This window comes from Nocardia sp. CC213A (genome assembly GCF_030766805.1).
Taxonomy (GTDB): domain Bacteria; phylum Actinomycetota; class Actinomycetes; order Mycobacteriales; family Mycobacteriaceae; genus Nocardia; species Nocardia otitidiscaviarum.
This window is the reverse complement of record NZ_JASFXA010000020.1, coordinates 114226-131082: the sequence shown is the minus strand read 5'-3', so window position 1 is coordinate 131082 and position 16857 is coordinate 114226. Positions and strand designations below refer to the sequence as shown.

Sequence of the window (16857 nt, the reverse complement as noted above, 5' to 3'; positions counted from 1 at the left end):
TTAATCTTCCGTTACCGATCCGCGCGGAATGTCCGACTCGTCTACGTTTCGAACGGCGGGCGACGCCCGGATGTCGCGTAACCGAACTGTGGAGGACCTGTGTCTGTTCGATTTTTCCGCGGGCGTGCCCTGCGGGCCGCCTGTGCGCTCGCCGGCGGCGTCCTGGTGCTGACCGCGTGCAGCAACACCGAGAGCAGCGGCCCCGAGGTCGCCAAGGTCGAGGGCATCAGCAAGGTGGACGCCATCGCGGCGCAGCTGCCGGAGGACATCAAGAACTCGGGCAAGCTCATCGTCGGCGTCAATGTGCCCTACGCCCCCAACGAGTTCAAGGACCCGGCCACCGGTGAGATCATCGGCTTCGACGTGGACCTGATGGACGCGATCGCCCAGGTGCTCGGCGTGACCGCCGAATACCAGGAGTCCGACTTCGAGAAGATCATCCCGTCCATCGAGGTCGGCACCTACAACCTCGGCATGTCGTCGTTCACCGACAACAAGGAGCGCGAGCAGACCGCCGACTTCGTCACCTACTTCAACGCGGGCAGCCAGTGGGCTCGCCAGGTGGGCTCGGACGTGGACCCGGAGAACGCCTGCGGTAAGCGGGTCGCGGTGCAGCGCACCACCGTTCAGGACACCGACGAGATTCCTGAGCGCAGCGCCAAGTGCATTGCCGAGGGCAAGCCGGAGATCGTGAAGGTGGCCTACGACGAGCAGAGCGCCGCCGCCACCGCGCTGGTGCAGGGCCAGGTGGACGCCATGTCGGCCGATTCGCCGGTCACCGCCTACGCCATCAAGGAAGCCAACCGGGACGCGAAGGTGATCGAGGCCGCCGGTCCGATCTTCGACTCCGCCCCCTACGGCTGGCCGGTCAAGAAGGGCTCGCCGCTGGCCCCGGTGCTGCAACAGGCCATGCAGTACCTGATCGACAACGGCCAGTACCGGCAGATCGCCGAGAATTGGGGTGTCGAAGAGGGCGTGATCGCCAAGTCGGTCATCAACGGCGCACAGGGCTGATCACACACGATGTCCGATAAGTTCGAGAAGCCGGAGTCCGCCGCCGCCACCGCGGCGGCGGCTGCGGCCGATACCGAGCCGGAGCCGATCAAGGCCATCCCCTTGCGGCGTCCGGGCCGGTGGATCGCCGCCACGATCATCCTGGTGCTGCTGGGACTGTTCCTGTACGGCGCGTGGACCAATCCCGCCTACCACTGGGACACCTACGCGAGCTACCTGTTCGACACGCGCATCCTGGAAGGTGCGCTGGTCACGCTGGAGCTGACCGTGCTGGCCATGGTGCTCGGTGTGGTGCTGGGCGTGGTGCTGGCCATTATGCGGCTGTCGCCGAATCCGGTGCTGCGGTCGGTGTCGTGGGTCTACCTCTGGATCTTCCGCGGCACCCCGGTGTACGTGCAGTTGGTGTTCTGGGGCCTGTTCCCGGGCCTGTACCAGACCATCACCGTCGGGGTGCCCTTCGGTCCGTCGTTCGCGGATTTCAATGTGCTGGACTGGCGGGCCCCGTTCCTGTTCGCGGTGATCGGCCTGGGACTCAACGAGGCCGCGTACATGGCCGAAATCGTCCGTGCCGGTGTGAATTCCGTGGGCGAGGGGCAGCGCGAGGCGTCGGTGGCGCTGGGCATGTCCTGGTCGCAGACCATGCGCCGCACCGTGCTGCCGCAGGCCATGCGGGTGATCATTCCGCCCACCGGCAACGAACTCATCTCCATGCTCAAGACCACCTCGCTGGTCACGGCGATTCCATTGACCACGGACCTGTACGGCCGGGCGCGCGACATCTACGGCGTGAACTTCCAGCCGGTGCCGCTGCTGCTGGTGGCGGCCACCTGGTATCTGGTGGTCACCAGCGTGCTCATGGTGGGCCAGTTCTACCTGGAGCGCTACTACTCGCGCGGTTCGTCGCGGCAGTTGACCGGAAAGCAGTTGCGGGCCATGGCTTCTCAGCAGCACGTGGTGGAGGAGGGCAAGTGACCGCGACATCCGACACCGCGACGCCCATGGTGCGCGCCGACCGGGTCTGCAAGAACTTCGGCGCGCTGCGGGTGCTCAAGGGCATCACGCTGGAGGTGCAGCGCGGTGAGGTGCTGTGCCTCATCGGCCCGTCCGGCTCCGGCAAGTCCACCTTCCTGCGCTGTATCAACCATCTGGAGCAGGTGAACGCCGGGCGGCTGTACGTGGACGGCGAGCTGGTCGGCTATCGCGAAAAGGGTGACAAGCTCTACGAATTGCATCCGCGCGAGGCCGCCCGCCAGCGCCGCGATATCGGCATGGTGTTCCAGCACTTCAACCTGTTCCCGCACCGGACGGCGCTGGAGAACATCATCGAGGCGCCCACCCAGGTCAAGCGGATCGCCAAGGCCAAGGCGGTGGCGCGGGCCAGGGAACTACTGGACCGGGTCGGATTGGCGGACAAGGCCGACACCTATCCCGCCCAACTGTCCGGCGGTCAGCAGCAGCGCGTGGCCATCGCCCGGGCGCTGGCCATGGATCCCAAGCTCATGCTCTTCGACGAGCCCACCTCGGCGCTGGATCCGGAGTTGGTCGGCGAGGTGCTGGGCGTCATGCGGGAACTCGCGGCCGACGGCATGACCATGGTGGTGGTGACCCACGAGATGGGCTTCGCCCGCGAGGTCGCCGACCAACTGGTGTTCATGGACGGCGGGGTAGTGGTGGAGGCAGGGAACCCGCGCGAGGTACTGGCCGACCCCAAGCACGAGCGCACCAAGACCTTCCTGTCCCGGATCCTCTAGGGACGCAACGCCCTACCCGATCGGCCCCGCTCCGCACCGCCGGAGCGGGGCCGAGTTGTCGCGGGGCCGAGTTGTCGCGGGGCCGAGTTGTCGCGGGGCCGAGTTGTCGCGGGGCCGAGTTGTCGCGGGGCCGAGTTGTCGCGGGGCCGAGTTGTCGCGGGGCCGAGTTGTCGCGGGGGCGGTTGGGGCGGCTCCACCGGCCCGGGTGGGATGTTGTCGTGTCGCTGTCGCGTACGACGGGCTCGCGTCGTGTGGTGTTTCCGCGGGGTGTCAGCGGGCGGTGAGGGCGATGCGCAGCTGTCCCAGTAGGACTTTCGCTGCCGGCGCGAGCTGGCGGTCGGTGCGCCAGGTCAGGATCAGGCGGCCGCGCATGGCGGGGGTCAGCGGCAGGGTGCGCACGCCCGTCGCCGCCGCCTCGGTCTCGGTCGGCTCCGGTACGACCGCCACCCCGAGACCGTAGGCCGCCAATCGCATGAGCAGTGGGGGAGCGGCGGCTTCGAAGGCGATATCGGGGGTGAGTCCCGCTGCGGCACAGGCGCGTTCGAGGACTCCTCGGATGCCGGTGCCGCGCGGTAGGGCGATGAGCTGGTAGCGGCACAGCTCGGACAGGGTGAGTCCGGGGCCGAACCGCGCGTCGTCGGCGGCCACCGCGGCGACGATGGCGGTGTCGAGGACGGTCTCGGCGGCTACGGCGGGATCCAGCTCCGCCCCGCTGTCGCCGATGATGGCCAGATCGAGTTCGCCGCGTCCCAGGGCGGCGAGCATGCGGTCGGAGGTGTCCTCGGTGAGGCTGATCCCGACCTGGGGGTGATCGCGGTGGAAGGCCGCCAGCACCCCGGCCGCGTCGAATTCGTCGGTGGCGGCCCCGGAGATCATGCCCACCCGAACCTGGCCGCGCAGCAGTCCGGTGAACTCGTCGACGGTGTGGATGATGCGCTCGGTCGCCGTCAGTGCCGCACGCGCCAGCGGCAGCACCGCCGCACCCACCGGTGTGAGCGTCACCGTGCGGCCGGACCGATCCAGAAGCTGTTGTCCGAGTTCGCGTTCCAACTGGCGGATCTGGGCACTCAGGCCCGGCTGGGCCAGGTGCAGGCGCGCGGCGGCACGGGTGAAGTTGGCCTCCTCGGCCACGGTGACGAAGTAGCGCAGCTGCCGCAGTTCCATAACTACTGATTCTAGAAGCAAGCAGAACTATCTGTTGGAGTTATCGCGCTCGCGTCGGCAGAGTCGGAGTCATGACGAATACAGCCACGACAGAACCCACCACCACCGGCCCGGTGTTCCGTCCCGGCGAGCCCGGCTTCGACGCGGAACTCGCCGGTTTCCAGACCGCCTACACTCACCGACCCGCCCTCATCGTCGGCGCACTGCATGCCGAGGACGTGCGTGCTGCCGTGGAATACGCTGCCCGCCATGAACTTCCGATCGCGGTCCAGGCCACCGGCCACGGCCTGTCGGTGGCCGCCGACGGCGGTGTGCTGATCAGTACCCGGCGGATGACCGATATCCGGATCGACCCCGCGTCCCGCACCGGCCGGGTAGCCGCCGGTGTCCGCTCCGGGGCGCTGGTCGAGGCGGCCGCCGCGCACGGACTGGCCCCGCTCAACGGCTCCTCGCCGACGGTCGGCGTCGTCGGCTACACCCTCGGCGGCGGGATCGGCATCCTCGCCCGCGAATTCGGCTACGCCGCCGACCATGTGCGCGCCGTCGAACTGGTGACCGGCGACGGCCGCCTGCGCCGCCTCACCCCCGGCGACGAGCTGTTCGGCGCCGTACTCGGCACCGGCGGCAACTTCGGTGTGGTCACCGCGCTGGAACTGGAGTTGCTGCCGCTCACCGAGGTGTACGGCGGCCAGCTCACCTTCGATACCCGTTTGGTGGAACCGGCGCTGGAAGCCTGGCGACTGTGGACAGCAGACCTGCCCGAACAGGTGACTTCCGCCATCACCATGCTCACCATCCCGAATATCCCGCAGGTGCCCGAACCGCTGCGTGGGCGCTACACCGCCACGATCGCCCTCGCCTACACCGGTGACGCGGCCGAGGGGGAGCGCCTCGTGGCCCCGCTGCGGGCGGTCGGCGCCCGGCTCGCCGACGATCTGCGCACCATGCCCTACACCGAAAGTCATGGCATACACCGGGATCCGGCCGATCCGCACGCCTACACCGCCACCAATGCCCTGCTGATCGCGCTACCCACGCAGGCGGCCGCGACCTTCCTCGACCGCACCGGGCCGGATTCGGGCGTCCCCGTCGTCGCCGGACTCCGGCACCTGGGCGGTGCGCTGCGTCGCCGCGGACCGGCCGGTATCGCGGTGGACCACCGGGAGGCCGAATACGTCGCCCGCGTCATCGCCGCACCCGAACCGGGAGTCGACGAGCGGTTGGCGGATATCCGCGCCGGACTGGCCCCCTGGACCATCGGCCATCATCCGAACTTTCTGTACGGCGGTGGCGCGCGGGCGGACGAGGAGCAGACGCGGCGAGGCTACGCGTCCGACACCTACGAACGCCTCGCCGCGCTCAAGGCGACCCACGACCCCCGGAATCTGTTCCGGAGCAACCGGAATATCCGTCCGGCGCAACCTGTGACGGTGCGGAAACCCGAGGTCGATCGTGAAGTAACGCGGGCGTGACAATTTTTCCATCATCATCCCATCAATCCGGGCACGATTCTTTACAAACGCAACGTAACGGCAATTACTCGTCGGTACTGTGCCCGCCATACCGAAAGTTCACCGTTGTCGCATCGGTCTTGTGATCCGGGGTCGTCGGCGGCGGTTTCGAGATGAGGGATCGAGATGAGAAGACCGGCTGGACGCGGGTGGCCGAATCGGCCTGGGCTAGCGAGAAGCGTTGCGGCGCTGGGGATGACGGGCCTTGCGGTGCTCGCGGTGGCGGGCTGCGGTTCGGGCCGCACGGGCGGCGGGGGCGGTGAGGGGATCGTGGTCGGCACCACCGACAAGATCTTCTCGCTGGACCCCGCCGCCGCCTACGACAACGGGTCGCTACTGCCGGAGACCCAGGTCTATCAATTCCTGCTGAATCTGCCGCCGGGGGAGACCACCCCTACGCCGGACGCGGCCGAGAAGTGTGAATTCACCGATCCCACCACCTATACCTGCACGCTGCGTGAGGGTTTGACGTTCGCCAATGGCAACCCGCTGACCTCCGCCAGCGTCAAGTTCTCGTTCGACCGCATGCTGGGGATCAACGACCCCAACGGACCGGCCTCGCTGCTGGGCAATCTGGAGAAGACCGAGGCGGTCGACGAACGCACCGTCCGCTTCACCCTGAAGGAGGCGAACGACCAGACCTTCCCAGCCGTGCTCACCACGCAGGCCGGGCCCATCGTGGACGAGAAGGTCTTCCCCGCCGACCGGGTGCTGGACGACAACGAGGTGGTGAACGGCAAGCCGTTCTCGGGCCCGTACTCCATCGTCAGCTACGACAAGAACAAACTGGTGGAGTACCAGGCGAATCCGGACTACAACGGGGCGCTGGGTACCCCGAAGACCGACACCATCTCCACCCGGTACTACGCCACCACCGAGAATATGAAGCTCGACGTGCAGAACGGCGCGATCGACGTGGCGTGGCGCAGCCTCACCCCGACCGACGTGGACTCGCTGCGCGCCGACAGCAATGTGACGGTGCACGAGGGACCCGGTGGTGAACTGCGGTACTTCGTCTTCAACATGAACACCATGCCGGGCGACACCCCCGAACAGAAGCTCGCCATCCGCAAGGCCATCGCCTCCTCCATCGACCGTGAGGCGCTGGCGACCAATGTGTACAAGGGCACCTACACGCCGGCGTACTCCTCGGTGCCGCAGGGCTTCCCGGGTGCGGTGGAGCCGTTCAAGGAGATCTACGGGGCGCAGCCGAACAAGGACGCCGCAGCGCGCTTCCTGGCCGACGCCGGAGTCGCCACCCCGGTCGATCTGAACCTGCAGTACAACTCGGATCACTACGGCAGCAGCAGCTCCGAGGAGTACGCCGCCATCAAGACCCAGCTGGAGTCCACCGGCCTGTTCCGGGTCAACCTCCAGTCCACCGAATGGGTGAGCTACCAGCGCGAACGCGCCCGCGACGCCTACCCGATCTATCAGCTGGGCTGGTTCCCGGACTTCGCCGACCCGGACAACTACCTGACGCCGTTCTTCGGACCGAACAACTTCCTGCAGAACCACTTCGAGGACCCGGCCATCACCGCGCAGCTGGTCGCCGAGGCCACCGAACCCGACAAGACCAAGCGCCTGGCGATCATCGAAGCGGTGCAGGCCGACCTGGCCCGCGACCACATCTCCATCGTGCCGCTGCTGGCCGGTAAGCAGATCGCGGTGGCGGGCAACGATATCCAGGGTCTGGAGCAGACACTCGATCCCTCCTTCCGATTCCGGTTCGGCGTGCTGAGCAAGTGACGGCCGCGGCCAAGGTGGAGGAGCCGGCCGCCTCGGCTCCTTCCCGCCGGAAGAACAAGGGCGGCGGCGGTTCTCGGTACGGCGTGCTGTTGCGCTACCTCGGTGTGCGCGCACTGCTGATCGTGCCGACCGCGTGGATTCTGGTGACCGTCGTCTTCTTCCTCATGCGGGTGATCGGCGATCCGATCACCGCGGCGGTGGGCGGACGGCTGCCCGCCGACCAGATCGAGGCGCGCAAGGAGGCGGCCGGATTCAACCGGCCCATCCTGGTCCAGTACTGGGACTACCTGACCGACCTGGTGCGCCTGGACTTCGGGCGCACCCAGGACAACCGGGTCGTCACCGACGTGGTGCTGACCTACGGCGCGGCCACCGTGGAACTGGTGTTCTGGTCGCTGCTCATCGCCTTCGCGGTCGGCATACCACTGGGTAGATACGCTGCCACGCACCGGGATTCGAGCTCGGATGTGGGGTTGCGGCTGTTCGCCATCCTGGCTTACGCGGCACCGGTGTTCTTCGTGGGCCTGGTGCTCAAGCTGATCTTCGCCGTGCAGCTGGGCTGGCTGCCCGCGTCCGGGCGGGCCAGCGCCGGGGTCGAACTGGATCTCATGCACGTCTCACCCAAGACCAACATCCTCGTGATCGACGCCATCCTGTACGGCGATATGGGACATCTCGCGGATGTGCTGAAGCACGCGGTGCTGCCCGCGATCTCGCTCGGACTGCTCACCGGTGGCGTGTTCCTGCGCCTGGTGCGGGTGAATCTGATCCAGACCCTGCGCAGCGACTACGTGGACGCGGCCCGGGCGCGCGGGCTCTCCCAGCGCACCGTGACCGGGCGACACGCCTTCCGCAACGCCCTGATTCCGGTCGTGACGGTGATGGGCATGCAGGTCGCCATGCTGCTCGGCGGGGCGGTGCTGACCGAGAGAACCTTCAACTGGCCGGGATTGGGGTATCAACTCGCCGAATATCTGAGCAGCCGGGACTTCATCGCGGTGCAGGGCATCGTCGCGTTCATCGCGGTGCTGGTGGCGGTGACGAGCTTCCTCATCGATGTCGTCGTCGCGCTGGTCGATCCGAGAGTGAGGTTCTGATGACCGCATCGGAAACGGTCACCGAGACGAGCACCCCGGTGTCCACCCCGCCCGTGGTGCGCCGACGGCGCGGGCTGCCGGGCCTGCGTCTCATCGGCATGACACACGGGCTGCAACGCGTCACCCTGCTGTTCGGACTGGGGTTGGTCGCGCTGTTCATCGTGGTCGCGGTATTCGCACCGGTGTTGGCGCCCTATGGATTCGCCGACCAGTCGGCCGACGGCGTGGCCTTCGCGGCACAGCAGCCGCCCTCGGCCGAACACTGGTTCGGCACCTCGGTGCGCAGTGAGGACGTGTTCTCCCGGGTGATCTACGGTGCGCGCACCGCGCTCGCGGTGATCGCCGTCTCCCTGGCGCTGTCGCTGTTCGTCGGCGTGCCACTGGGTTTGGTGTCCGGCTACGTCGGGCGCTGGGTGGACCGCGTGCTGGTGCTGTTCATGGACGCCATGTACGCCTTCCCGCCGCTGCTGCTGGCCATCGTGGTGTCGGTCATGGTGGCGGGCGGCCAATCCAGCGGTGCGGGCGGCATCTTGTCGGCCGCGATCGCCATCACGGTGATCTTCGTACCGCAGTACTTCCGGGTGGTGCGCAATGCCACGGTCGCGGTGAAGAACGAGCCGTATGTGGACGCGGCCCGGGTGACCGGGGCGTCCACGCCGCGCATCCTGTTCCGGCACATCCTCGCCAACGTCACCCAGTCGCTGCCGGTGATCGTCACGCTCAACGGCGCGGAGGCCATCCTCACCCTCGCGGGCCTGGGCTTCCTGGGCTTCGGCATCGAACCGACCCAGGCCGCCGAATGGGGATACGACCTCAACAAGTCGATCGTCGACGTGTCCAATGGCATCTGGTGGACGTGCATCCTGCCCGGTTCGGCGATCGTGCTGGTGGTGCTCGGGCTCACGTTGGCGGGGGAGAGCCTCAACGAAGTACTGAATCCGCTGCTGCGCACCCGCCGAGCGGTGAACGCGCCGACCTCGGTGGAGAGGGCGGCGCTGGCACGGGAGGCCGACGCATGAGTGAAACCAGCACCACCGCCGCCGGACCGGCGCTGGCCATCGACTCGCTGTCGGTCAGCTTCGCCACCGACGCCGGTGCGGTGCGGGCGGTGTGCGAGGTGTCCTACGAGGTGTGGCCGGGGGAGGTGCTCGCGATCGTCGGCGAATCCGGTTCCGGGAAGTCGGTGAGCTCGCGCACCGCCATCGGCCTGCTGCCCGCCACGGCACATGTCGAGGGCCTGGTGTCGTTGGGCGGCAAGGACATTACGGCCATGTCGGAGCGGCAGCTCACCGCGCTGCGCGGCGGGGCCATCTCCATGGTGTTCCAGGAGCCCGGGGCCGCATTGGATCCGCTGTTCACGGTCGGCTATCAGATCGCGGAGGTGCTGCGTGCGCATACCGAGCTGACGCGCAAACAAGCCAGGGTGCGCGCGGTGGAACTGCTGCGCATGGTCGGGTTGCCGGACCCGGACCATCGCGTGGACTACTTCCCGCATCAGCTCTCGGGCGGGCAGAAGCAGCGCGTGATGATCGCCATCGCCATCGCCTGCGAACCCAAGGTGATCATCGCCGACGAGCCGACCACCGCCCTGGATGTCACCGTGCAGGCCGAAATCCTGGAACTGCTGCGGGATCTGCGCACCCGCATCGGCAGCGCCATCGTGCTCATCACCCACAATATGGGCGTGGTCGCCGACCTCGCCGACCGGGTGGTGGTGATGCGTGAGGGGCGGGTCGTCGAAACAGCGTCCGTGGACGAGCTGTTCGCCGACCCGAAACACGAATACACGCGGGCCCTGCTGGCGGCCGTACCGCATCTGGGCGGGCGGCGGATCGAAGCGCCTACGGATACGGCGGTACTGCCGCCCGAGGAGCGGGCGCTCGCGTCCGGGGAATCCGAGCATGCGGAGCTGGGTGCGGAATCGGCGGACAGGCCGAGCGCGGTCGATGGGGTGAGCACCGTGGCCGGGTCGGACACAGCGGATGGTCCGAATGCGGCGGATGGCCCGCGCACCATGGGAGCGCTGGACGCAGCGGACGGGGCGCGCATGGTGGGGCCGCGAGGCTCAGCAGCCGAGGCGGCGGGCACGGGCGGTTCGCCGAGTCCCGAGGCGACGCGCCGGAGTGCGAACGAGGAGGTGCGTTCGGGCGCGGTCGGATCGTCGGGATCGGCGGAGGCGCTGCCGGGTGCGGGCGGCTCGCCCGCCACTCGCGCCGGTCGAATCCCGGTGGCGAAACCCGTTGCCCCCGAAGCGCGCACGTCGCCCACGCCGGTGGGGGGTGAGCCGGTGCTCGCGGTCGCCGATCTGGTGGTCGAGTTCCCCGGTGCGCTGGGCCGCCCGGCCTTCCGGGCGGTGGACGGGGTGAGCCTCACCATCGACAAGGGCGAAACCTTGGGCCTGGTCGGCGAATCCGGCTCCGGGAAGTCCACCATCGGCCGCTGTGTGGCGGCCCTGCAGCGGCCCTCGTCGGGGTCGGTGCGGATGCTGGGGCAGGAGATCACCGGGCTGTCGGAGCGGCGGCTGCGGCCGCTGCGGCGGCGGCTCGGGTTCGTCTTCCAGGACCCGGCGACGTCATTGAATCCGCGCATGACGGTCGGGGACTGTGTGGCCGAACCACTGGTCGTGCACAAGGTGGTCAAGGGGCAGGCGCTGCGCGATCGGGTGCGATTCCTGCTCGATGATGTGCAGTTGCCCGCGGGCACCGAGCACCGGTATCCGCACGAACTGTCCGGCGGGCAGCGGCAGCGGGCCAGTCTGGCGCGCGCCCTGGTGCTCAATCCGGACATTTTGGTGGCCGACGAGCCGACCAGTGCGCTGGATGTCTCCGTCCAGGCCAAGGTGCTGGAACTGTTCGCGCAACTGCAGGCCGAATTCGGCTGGGCCTGCCTGTTCATCAGCCACGATCTGGCGGTGGTCGACCAGCTCGCCGACCGGATCGTGGTGCTGTGCAACGGTGCTGTGGTCGAAGCGGGCGGGCGCGACGACATCCTGCGGCATCCGACGCAGGAGTACACCCGGCGGCTGGTCGCGGCGGTGCCGGTCCCGGACCCGGTCGAGCAGCGCCGTCGCCGCGCGGCCACCGCCGAGTTGTTCGCCGCCGACCACGGCGGCTGAACCCGGCTGCCTGACAAGGGATAACACACCGGATGAGCGCCCGCGATCGCAGGATCGCGGGCGCTGTCATTCCCGGGGGCGTACTGCATGCCGTCGCGATTCGCCCGCCGCGGTGCAACGCCCGCCGCGATGTCGACACCTTCCGCGATGTCGACACCCGCCGCGATGTCGACACCCGCCGCGATGTCGCCGCCCGCCGCGATCTCGCGGGCATGCGTCCGCTGCTCGCCGTCTCGCACCGCAGCTGGCAGTGCACGTCCGGCTTGGCAGGGTGCTAGCTCTGCGCTATTGTCGTGATATCACTTAGATATTGGGAGGATGTCATGGAGCTTCGTCCGGCCTTTCGGATGAACGGGTTCCTCATGCTGTCGGTGCTGGTCGCCGTCGTCGTGGCGGCGAGCGCGGTGGCGGCGGTCTGTATCGGGGCGGGGGCCGACAAGGGCAATGCGGGGGCCTTCGCGGTCGCCGGGGTGGCGGGGCTGATCGGCATCTCCGCGCTGCTGGCGCTGAGCGGCCTGGTGATCGTCAACCCCAATGAGGCGCGGGTCATCCAGTTCTTCGGCCGCTACATCGGATCGGTCAGTGAGCCCGGCTTCTTCTGGACCGTGCCGCTCACCGACCGGCGGCGAATCTCGTTGCGGGTGCGCAACTTCGAGACCCAGAAGCTGAAGGTCAACGACGCCGACGGCAATCCGGTGGAGATCGCGGCGGTGGTCGTCTACAAGGCCGTCGACAGCTTCAAGGCCGCCTTCGCCGTGGACGACTACGAGCAGTACGTGGAGACCCAGTCCGAGGCTGCCGTGCGCCACCTCGCGACCATCCACCCCTACGACGCCCACGACGACGACCGCACCAGCCTGCGCGACGGCAAGGAGATCGCCGAGGAGCTCACCGCCGAACTGCGCGACCGCACCGAGATGGCCGGAATCGAGGTCCTGGAAGCGCGCATCACGCACCTGGCCTACGCCCCGGAGATCGCTCAGGCCATGCTGGTCCGCCAGCAGGCCGCCCAGGTGGTGGCCGCCCGCACCCGCATCGTGGAGGGGGCGGTCGGTATGGTCGGGCTCGCCCTGGAACGCCTCACCGACCAGGGCATGGTCGAACTCGACGAGGAGCGCAAAGCCGCCATGGTCTCCAATCTGCTGGTCGTGCTCTGCGGTGACCGGCCCACCCAGCCCGTCGTCAACACCGGCACTCTCTACAACTGACCATGGCCCAGGGCAAGCGCGAGCCGAAGAAGGTGCTGCTGCGCCTGGACCCGGCGGTCCACGAGGCCATCGCCCAGTGGGCCGCCGACGACCTCCGCAGCGTCAACGCCCAAATCGAATACGCCCTACGCCTGGCGCTCAAACAGGCAGGCCGAGAACCGAAGTAGGACAAGGGGAAACGTGCCCCTCCCGTGAGCGGGAGGGGCACGCGGTGTGTGGGGGAGCGGCGGTGTGGCCCGGCGTGCGCGGACAGGGCCGCCGCGAGCCGCCCTCGCCGGGTGCGCGCAGGTCGCCACGAGTTCGGGTGCCATGTGTCCGTCGGCTGTATCGGCCGGGTGTCGTGATCGCGGCGGACCTGCGCGTCCTGAGGTCATGGCCCGACGTGCGGTGCGGCCCGAGCGTCTCCTCGGCGTGGATCGCCACCTGGAGGCGGTGTCGCGGCTGCGGCCGGTATGCCGTGGCGTCGTGGTCCCTGCACGGCCGTCGCGCCGATGCGGTGGTGAGATCGGTTCGTCTCAGGCCGGTTTCTCGGTGACGAAGATGGCGGTGCCGGGGAATATCTCGCCGCGCAGGGGGCTCCACTGGCCCCATTCGCGGTCGAGCCATTCCGGCCAGTCGGGTTCGATGACGTCGAGGAGGGTCAGGCCCGCGGCGACGATCTCGCGGACTCGGTCGCCCATGGTGCGGTGGTGTTCGACGTAGGTGGGTTCGCCGTCGGTGTCCACCTCCACATAAGGGGTGCGGTCGAAGTAGGGGATGGTCGCGCGCAGCCCCTCCGGGCCGGGGTCGTCGGGAAATATCCAGCGCATGGGGTGGTTGACCGAGAACACCCAGCGCCCGCCGGGCCGCAACACCCGCGCCACCTCCCGCATCACCCCGGCGGAGTCGGCCACGAAGGGCACCGCGCCGAAGGCCGAGCAGGCGATGTCGAACGACGCGTCGGCGAAGGGCAACTCCTCGGCACCGGCCTGGACCAGCGGCACCCGCGGCCCGCCCGCCGCCATGGCCGCGAGCCCGCGCTCCAGCATGCCGCGTGACAGATCGAGGCCCACCGGATGCGCGCCGTGCGCGGCCAGCCAGCGCGAGCACGGTGCGGACCCGCAGCCGATCTCCAGCACGCGCTTGCCGGTGATGTCGCCGAGCAGCCGCCAGTCACCCTCGTGCAGCCCCTCCGGACACCACACGAACTCCCCGGTCGGCGAGTCCACGCCGAGGAAGTCCGCGTGGGTATCGTGATACTGTCCGGCATCGGCGTCCCACCAGCGGCGGCTGGCGCGCTGGCTCGCCGCCGAGTCGATCTTGGCGCGGGTCACCCCCATGGTCCCGAGCAGGGCATTGGCCTCGGCGTGGCGGGCATCGTCGGGCAGCACGCGATGATCTTCGGACATGGCAGCACCCTATCGACCCGCGCGGGTAGACCCGTGTTTGCTTGGTGCAACTGACGTCGCGTACGCTGTTTTCCGCGAGTGTCTACTGTACTCGGATCGCAGGACCCGGGTATCGGCGGAGATTCGTGCTGTGAGTCCGCATGCTTTGAGTGCAGCGTTGTGCTCCGCCACAGCGACGCGCTGTGGCATGAGCCAACGTTAGTTCCATCGCTGTGTGTTCGCAGCAATACCGAAAGCCCACATGTCCACTACCGACCACAATCCGTCCGGAGCCTCCCAACACATGCCCACCACTGTCACCTCGCCGCAGGTAGCCGTCAACGACATCGGCTCTGCCGAGGACTTCCTCGCCGCTATCGACAAGACGATCAAGTACTTCAACGACGGCGATATCGTCGAAGGCACCATCGTCAAGGTCGACCGCGACGAGGTCCTTCTCGACATCGGTTACAAGACCGAAGGCGTCATCCCTTCCCGCGAACTGTCCATCAAGCACGATGTCGACCCGGCCGAGGTCGTTTCCGTGGGCGATGAGGTCGAGGCCCTCGTTCTCACCAAGGAGGACAAGGAAGGCCGCCTGATCCTGTCGAAGAAGCGTGCTCAGTACGAGCGGGCTTGGGGCACGATCGAAGAGCTCAAGGAGCGTGACGAGGCCGTCAAGGGCACCGTCATCGAGGTCGTCAAGGGCGGCCTGATCCTGGACATCGGTCTGCGCGGCTTCCTCCCGGCGTCGCTGGTCGAGATGCGCCGTGTCCGCGACCTCCAGCCGTACGTCGGCAAGGAGATCGAGGCCAAGATCATCGAGCTCGACAAGAACCGCAACAACGTGGTGCTGTCCCGTCGCGCCTGGCTGGAGCAGACCCAGTCCGAGGTCCGCTCCGAGTTCCTGCACCAGCTGCAGAAGGGTCAGGTCCGCAAGGGCGTCGTGTCCTCCATCGTCAACTTCGGCGCCTTCGTGGACCTGGGTGGCGTGGACGGTCTGGTGCACGTCTCCGAGCTGTCCTGGAAGCACATCGACCACCCGTCCGAGGTCGTCGAGGTCGGCAACGAGGTCACCGTCGAGGTGCTCGACGTGGACCTGGACCGCGAGCGTGTCTCCCTGTCGCTCAAGGCGACCCAGGAAGATCCGTGGCGTCAGTTCGCCCGCACCCACGCCATCGGCCAGATCGTGCCCGGCAAGGTCACCAAGCTGGTGCCGTTCGGCGCGTTCGTCCGCGTCGAAGAGGGCATCGAGGGCCTGGTGCACATCTCCGAGCTGGCCGAGCGCCACGTCGAGGTGCCGGACCAGGTCGTGGCCGTCGGCGACGACGCCATGGTCAAGGTCATCGACATCGACCTCGAGCGTCGCCGCATCTCGCTGTCGCTGAAGCAGGCCAACGAGGACTACTCCGCCGAGTTCGACCCGTCGAAGTACGGCATGGCCGACAGCTACGACGAGCAGGGCAACTACATCTTCCCCGAGGGCTTCGACCCCGAGACCAACGAATGGCTCGAGGGCTACGACAAGCAGCGCGAGGAGTGGGAGTCCCGCTACGCCGAGGCGGAGCGTCGCCACAAGATGCACACCGCTCAGATGGAGAAGATGGCCGCCGACGCCGCCGCCGAGGCCGCCAACGGTGGTTCGTCCAACTACTCCTCCGAGAGCGGCGCGCAGGCCGCGCAGACCAACGAGTCCGCCGGTGGCTCGCTGGCGAGCGATGCCCAGCTGGCCGCGCTGCGCGAGAAGCTGTCGGGCAACGCCTGATTCACGCCTGATGGTGTGAGCTGAGCTCGATGTCCCCCGGGTCCTGACGGACCCGGGGGACATTTTGCGTATTGAGGGCGGGCTGAGGATCTGGTGGTGCGTCGCGCTACTCCGCGCATTCGCGTTGTGGGGCGTCCGGCTATTCCGCAATCCAGCACCCACCTGCGGTAGTCTGGTAGTAGTCTTGCGGAATGGCGATAGCGTAGTACTTCGGGCTGGCAGTGATGCTGGCCAGAGCGGGGTATCGACCCCGACGATGTGTTCGACATTGTCGGCGCGTGGCTGGGTGGTGCGCGCCGGGTGCTGTGGGCACGTACCGACGCCGGTGAGCCGATGGCGATCTGGGGCCGAATTGTCGGTTCGGATTTCCATATATGCGGCGCGAATCGCCTCATCGGCGATCAGGTCGTGGAGTTCGAGAAATGGGAGGCAACCCGATATGACTGAACCGAACTACCCCACCACGGCCGAGGAAATGGTCGCGGTCGCGAACGAACTCGTCCATACCGACGAAGAGGTGGAATCGGCCGACCTACCGGTTACGCTCGGACAGGACACCGCAGCCGACCTCGTACCGCGGTCGATCAAGATCCCTGCGGAGCTGGATCGCCGCGCAACGCAGCGGGCGTTGCGCCTCGGGCTGTCGAAGTCGGCCTATATCCGGTCATTGATCGAGCGCGATCTGTTCGACTCCGCCGATCACGACCGGCCGGTGTCGGTCCTCGCCTCCGAGCTGGAACGGATTGCGGCGGAACTGAAGCGCACCGCTTAGCCACGGGCCGGTCGGCTCAGCTGGCGGTGGCGGGCACCCAGTGCGCGGCGGCCTCGGCGGAACGCTTGCGCATGGCCGCGAAGCTGTGGCGGGCGGGGCTGATCAGCATGGTCAGCCACGAACGGCGATGCTCGGCGAGAGCGGCTGCGACGGCGGGGATCTCGATGCAATGCACTGTGCCCGCCAGGCCCAGACGGTGGCGACCCGTCTGGATGTTTTTGGTGCCCACTGAACTTCCTTTGCTTGCGTGTAACCGGCCGGGTATCGCCTGCGGCGAACCTTAGCGGAACAAAAGTGTGCCGTATCGGATTTTCCGTGACATTCTCCCCGGCGTGTCGGAATGT

At 67.9% G+C, this 16857-nt stretch carries 17 protein-coding genes and 1 pseudogene; 15 read left to right on the top strand and 3 right to left on the bottom strand.

The window, feature by feature from the left end:
• Window positions 1-99: 99 nt before the first annotated feature.
• Genes QJS31_RS29875 through QJS31_RS29865 form a run of 3 tightly spaced genes read left to right on the top strand, consistent with a single transcriptional unit; the run spans window position 100 to window position 2765 of the window.
• Window positions 100-1014, top strand: a complete 915-nt coding sequence (locus QJS31_RS29875) for an ABC transporter substrate-binding protein (RefSeq protein ID WP_282786208.1) — start codon at window positions 100-102, stop codon at window positions 1012-1014.
• A gap of 9 nt (window positions 1015-1023) precedes the next feature.
• Window positions 1024-1986 (top strand): amino acid ABC transporter permease, encoded by a 963-nt coding sequence (locus tag QJS31_RS29870; RefSeq protein WP_306358270.1) that lies wholly within the window; start codon window positions 1024-1026, stop codon window positions 1984-1986.
• 26 nt (window positions 1987-2012) lie between these two features.
• A complete protein-coding gene (locus tag QJS31_RS29865) occupies window positions 2013-2765 on the top strand; it encodes an amino acid ABC transporter ATP-binding protein (RefSeq protein WP_029929023.1) in 753 nt (250 codons plus the stop codon).
• 270 nt (window positions 2766-3035) lie between these two features.
• On the opposite strand, the gene QJS31_RS29860 is transcribed toward QJS31_RS29865, so the two are convergent.
• Window positions 3036-3929, bottom strand: coding sequence for a LysR family transcriptional regulator (locus tag QJS31_RS29860; RefSeq protein ID WP_306358269.1), 894 nt, complete (start codon window positions 3927-3929; stop codon window positions 3036-3038).
• A gap of 71 nt (window positions 3930-4000) precedes the next feature.
• On the opposite strand from QJS31_RS29860, the gene QJS31_RS29855 reads away from it, so the two are divergent.
• The 9 genes and pseudogenes from QJS31_RS29855 (at window position 4001) to QJS31_RS29815 (ending at window position 12776) form a co-directional block, all read left to right on the top strand.
• The gene (locus QJS31_RS29855) at window positions 4001-5401 is read left to right on the top strand and encodes an FAD-binding oxidoreductase (protein WP_306358268.1); all 1401 of its coding nucleotides are present in this window, start codon (window positions 4001-4003) and stop codon (window positions 5399-5401) included.
• Window positions 5402-5635: 234 nt separating this feature from the next.
• Window positions 5636-7189, top strand: a complete 1554-nt coding sequence (locus QJS31_RS29850; RefSeq protein ID WP_282785646.1) for an ABC transporter substrate-binding protein — start codon at window positions 5636-5638, stop codon at window positions 7187-7189.
• 83 nt (window positions 7190-7272) lie between these two features.
• Window positions 7273-8286: an ABC transporter permease gene (locus QJS31_RS29845; RefSeq protein WP_282785648.1), complete on the top strand. Its 1014-nt coding sequence runs from the start codon at window positions 7273-7275 to the stop codon at window positions 8284-8286.
• A complete protein-coding gene (locus tag QJS31_RS29840) occupies window positions 8286-9305 on the top strand; it encodes an ABC transporter permease (protein WP_372341641.1) in 1020 nt (339 codons plus the stop codon). The genes QJS31_RS29845 and QJS31_RS29840 overlap by 1 nt, the downstream gene beginning before the upstream one ends.
• Window positions 9302-10117, top strand: a pseudogene (locus QJS31_RS29835) (ABC transporter ATP-binding protein); the annotation flags it as partial. The gene QJS31_RS29840 and the pseudogene QJS31_RS29835, both read left to right, overlap by 4 nt.
• Before the next feature lie 183 nt (window positions 10118-10300).
• Window positions 10301-11401, top strand: coding sequence for an ABC transporter ATP-binding protein (locus tag QJS31_RS29830; protein ID WP_306358276.1), 1101 nt, complete (start codon window positions 10301-10303; stop codon window positions 11399-11401).
• A 32-nt stretch (window positions 11402-11433) separates the two neighbouring features.
• Window positions 11434-11679 carry a hypothetical protein gene (locus tag QJS31_RS29825; RefSeq protein WP_306358267.1) on the top strand — a complete coding sequence of 82 codons (246 nt, stop codon included), beginning with the start codon at window positions 11434-11436 and terminating at the stop codon, window positions 11677-11679.
• 45 nt (window positions 11680-11724) lie between these two features.
• Window positions 11725-12609 (top strand): SPFH domain-containing protein, encoded by an 885-nt coding sequence (locus QJS31_RS29820; protein ID WP_282786650.1) that lies wholly within the window; start codon window positions 11725-11727, stop codon window positions 12607-12609.
• Between the two features lie 2 nt (window positions 12610-12611).
• Entirely contained in the window at window positions 12612-12776 is a 165-nt protein-coding gene (locus QJS31_RS29815) for a toxin-antitoxin system HicB family antitoxin (protein WP_282786648.1), read from the top strand.
• A gap of 348 nt (window positions 12777-13124) precedes the next feature.
• Here QJS31_RS29815 and QJS31_RS29810 read toward each other — a convergent pair whose 3' ends face one another.
• Entirely contained in the window at window positions 13125-13997 is an 873-nt protein-coding gene (locus QJS31_RS29810; protein WP_306358266.1) for a class I SAM-dependent methyltransferase, read from the bottom strand.
• Between the two features lie 283 nt (window positions 13998-14280).
• Here QJS31_RS29810 and rpsA point away from each other — a divergent pair, with 283 nt between their 5' ends.
• The 3 genes from rpsA (at window position 14281) to QJS31_RS29795 (ending at window position 16513) form a co-directional block, all read left to right on the top strand.
• Window positions 14281-15741, top strand: a complete 1461-nt coding sequence (gene rpsA, locus QJS31_RS29805) for a 30S ribosomal protein S1 (RefSeq protein ID WP_143980399.1) — start codon at window positions 14281-14283, stop codon at window positions 15739-15741.
• Window positions 15742-15999: 258 nt separating this feature from the next.
• The gene (locus QJS31_RS29800) at window positions 16000-16188 is read left to right on the top strand and encodes a hypothetical protein (RefSeq protein WP_282782035.1); all 189 of its coding nucleotides are present in this window, start codon (window positions 16000-16002) and stop codon (window positions 16186-16188) included.
• A gap of 28 nt (window positions 16189-16216) precedes the next feature.
• The gene (locus QJS31_RS29795) at window positions 16217-16513 is read left to right on the top strand and encodes a hypothetical protein (RefSeq protein WP_282782034.1); all 297 of its coding nucleotides are present in this window, start codon (window positions 16217-16219) and stop codon (window positions 16511-16513) included.
• A gap of 16 nt (window positions 16514-16529) precedes the next feature.
• On the opposite strand, the gene QJS31_RS29790 is transcribed toward QJS31_RS29795, so the two are convergent.
• A complete protein-coding gene (locus tag QJS31_RS29790; RefSeq protein ID WP_029929002.1) occupies window positions 16530-16742 on the bottom strand; it encodes a hypothetical protein in 213 nt (70 codons plus the stop codon).
• Window positions 16743-16857: the final 115 nt, after the last annotated feature.